3 protein-coding genes and 2 pseudogenes are annotated in these 3,129 nt (G+C 70.7%); 3 read left to right on the forward strand and 2 right to left on the reverse strand.

The annotated features are described in order from the left end of the window. Positions 1–196, forward strand: a pseudogene (locus AC0699_RS39475) (IS701 family transposase); the annotation flags it as partial. A 25-nt stretch (positions 197–221) separates the two neighbouring features. Here the strand turns inward: AC0699_RS39475 and AC0699_RS39480 are convergent. Then, the gene (locus tag AC0699_RS39480; protein WP_478671452.1) at positions 222–566 is read right to left on the reverse strand and encodes a helix-turn-helix domain-containing protein; all 345 of its coding nucleotides are present in this window, start codon (positions 564–566) and stop codon (positions 222–224) included. An 803-nt stretch (positions 567–1,369) separates the two neighbouring features. After that, the gene (locus AC0699_RS39485) at positions 1,370–1,999 is read right to left on the reverse strand and encodes a type III effector protein (protein ID WP_478671456.1); all 630 of its coding nucleotides are present in this window, start codon (positions 1,997–1,999) and stop codon (positions 1,370–1,372) included. Between the two features lie 128 nt (positions 2,000–2,127). On the opposite strand from AC0699_RS39485, the gene AC0699_RS39490 reads away from it, so the two are divergent. Together AC0699_RS39490 and AC0699_RS39495 are read left to right on the forward strand one after the other, a co-directional pair. Continuing rightward, entirely contained in the window at positions 2,128–2,559 is a 432-nt protein-coding gene (locus AC0699_RS39490; protein ID WP_059202743.1) for an Hsp20/alpha crystallin family protein, read from the forward strand. 101 nt (positions 2,560–2,660) lie between these two features. Beyond that, positions 2,661–3,050, forward strand: a pseudogene (locus AC0699_RS39495) (DUF2267 domain-containing protein); the annotation flags it as partial. Positions 3,051–3,129 lie beyond the last annotated feature (79 nt).

Genomic DNA, 3,129 nt, shown 5'->3' on the forward strand with positions numbered 1-3,129 from the left:
GGTGCTGCGGGCGATCGCCTCGCCGCTGCCGATCGCCTGGGTGAGCGCGGACTCGGCCTACGGCCAGGAATGGCGGCTGCGCCGCATGCTGGAGGCGACCGGCCTGGGGTATGTGCTTGCGGTCCCCAAGTCCCAGCAGGTGCCGCACTTCGGACGCATCGACCACCTCTTCTCCCAAGCTCCCGACGAAGCATGGGTGTTGCCAGGATCGGCGTGCTGATTCAGGCTGAGTTCTTCGACTGCGACTCGCGGCCTTGTGTGCGCAGGTGCTCGTTGATGCGCCGGGCTTCTTCAAGCTGGTCTTCGAGGATGACGATGCGGCAGGCGGCTTCGATGGGGGTGCCCTGGTCGACGAGTTCGCGGGCGCGGGAGGCGATGCGCAGCTGGTAGCGGGAGTAGCGGCGGTGGCCGCCCTCGGAGCGCAGCGGGGTGATCAGGAGGTGTTCGCCGAGGGCGCGGAGGAAGGCGGGGGTGGTGCCGAGCATCTCGGCGGCCCGGCCCATGGTGTAGGCGGGGTAGTCGTCATCGTCGAGATTGTCGACGGGACGGGAACTGGCAGGGGGCATAGACCTCTTCTTTCAGGGGACACGTCGGGGGGGGGGGGGGGGGGGGGGGGGGGGGGGGGGGGGGGGAGGGGGGGTGGGGGGGGGGGGGGGGGGGGGGGGGGGGGGGGGTTGTTTTTGGGGGGGGGGGGGGGGGGGGGCCCCGGGCCCCCCCCCCCCCCCCGGGCCCCGAGCTTTCAACACCATCTACCGGCGAACTGCGCCGGCCTTCTTTGTCCGCAGGTTCCGCCTGGGAGGGCGGGGCTGCGGGGATCGCGGATGCGTGACCGGGGACCACCTTCCAATCCGGGGCCTGCGGTACCCGGGCGGACTTCTTCCTCGCCCGGGCGATCCTGATGGCGTCTGCTCCTTTACTTCGGCTACACGGTCGTACTGCTGGATAACGCGGGTACTGCTCGCAGCCCCCGTGGGGCGTCCTGCTTGACCTGCATGCGCGGCAGTTCATCTCTGCCGTGCCCATCTCGACTTCCTGGGTACACGGAAAAAAATAACCCTGCGACGAGTCAATGTCTACTGTGACCGCGACAGATTTTCTTCAGGTTCGATGCGTGTAGTTCTGCCGCAAACACACCTGCATGAGTGATGCCCCGGCGCGACCCACGAGCGCGGACGAGGAAGCTGGCCATCCTCTACGAGCTGTGGGTGCTGGTCAGCCGGCGGGATGCGCTGCGTCGGCGGGAGATCTGGGCGCCGGGGGCGAACCGGTGGCGTAACCCGGAGGACGATCTGCCGCCGGACTTCGAGGGCAATCGGGGGTTCGCCCGGGGGCGGAGGCTGACTGGGCTGTTGCGGGGCACCGGGCGGGGTCAGGGGGGAGTGAGGGTGTCGAGCCGGGCGGCGAGGTCGGGGTGGGCGGCGGCCAGGTGGGGGCGGGTGGCGGTCAGGGGGACGATGAGGTCGGCGGGGTCGTTGTGGGCGAGGGCCGCGTGGAGCTCATTGAGCGGGCGGCGGGCGGCGGAGGGAAGGTCGGTGAGGGCGGTGATCTGGCCGGCGAGGCGGCGCAGGTCGGCAGCATTGCGGCGGGCCCAGGTGGCGGTGTTGCGGTCGGCGGCCCGGGCCTGACGGGTGGCCGTCACGCGCTGTTCGCCGGTGGTCCCGGCCGGGCCGGGGCGGCCGCGCAGGTAGCGGCGCTCGGCGGCCTGGCGGCTGGCGACACCCAGGGGAGAGGCGAGGTCGGCCCAGCTGGCGCCTGCGTCCCGGGCCGTTTCGATCAGGCCGGTCTCCCATCCGGCGAGCCGCTCACGTACCTGCCGCAGCAGCATCAGCGAGGCGAGGGCCTGCTCCGGGGCCGGCCCGACGCCGAGGGTGTCGGGGGTCTCGTGCTGGGCGTCGCGCAGGGCGTCGTCTATGGCTTTCAGGGCCGCCGCGGCGGCGAGGAACGACGCCGGGCTGTGGGCGTCGGCGTCGGTGGAGACCGGCTGGTCGGGTGCGGTCACAGGCACCTCCCTCGGGTTGTCATCATGTAGACGACATCGTGTTTGTCATCCATTGGATGACATGTTACAACGGTGTCAGTGAGGCGCATTGGCAGTAACTGCCTGAACCTGCTGGAGGTGTTTTCACGATGTTGATGCGCACTGACCCCTTCCGTGAGCTGGACCGGCTGGCGCAGCAGCTGATGGGCCCGGGCACCTGGTCGAAGCCGTCGGCGATGCCGATGGACGCCTACCGCGAGGGTGACGAGTACGTGGTGGCCTTCGACCTTCCCGGCGTCAGCGCGGACGCGATCGACATCGACGTCGAGCGGAACATGCTGACGGTCAAGGCGGAGCGCCGGCCGGTGGCGAAGGCCGACGACGTGCAGATGGAGCTGTCCGAGCGGCCGCTGGGCGTCTTCTCCCGCCAGATCGTGCTCGCCGACACCCTCGACACCGAGCACATCAAGGCCGACTACGACGCGGGCGTGCTGACCCTGCGCATCCCGATCGCCGAGCGTGCCAAGCCCCGCAAGATCTCCATCGGCGTCGGGACCGGCCACAAGGAGATCTCCGGCTGACACCGGCCGGACAGGTGCGGAGGACGGGCACCTGATCTCCCCCTCACCCCGTCCTCCGCACCCCGTGGGCAGGCCGAAGAACAAGAACGGGTGGCGGCGAGATGACTCTGCGACGCGAAGCGTTCCTCGACCACGTGAAGGAGCGCGGCGAGTACGGCACTGTGGAGGAAGCCGAGCGCGCGGCCCGTGTGGTGCTCGCCCTGCTCGGCGCGCATCTGGTCGGCGAGGTTCGCGCCCAGCTCGCGGCACGTCTCCCGGAGGAATTCGCCCTGATCCTGCTCAACCCGCTGCAGAGCGCCGAACCGCTGCCCCCGGAGCGGTTCGTGCGGGCGACCGCGGCCTGGATCGAGGGCGCCACCGAGCAGACCGCGACCTGGGACGTCAGCGCCGTGCTGTCCACGGTCGCCGACACGGCCGGCGAGGACCTGCTGGGGCAGATCCTGCTCCAGCTCCCCGCCGGCTACGACCTCCTCTTCGGCCGCCACATCCCAGCGCTCCTGGCAGTCGCCCACGAGACCGGCCATCACATCGAGGACGACTTCGGCCTAGCGCCGGCGCTCGCGTCCCGAC

The sequence above is a fragment of the Streptomyces sp. NPDC043870 genome, assembly GCF_056435785.1.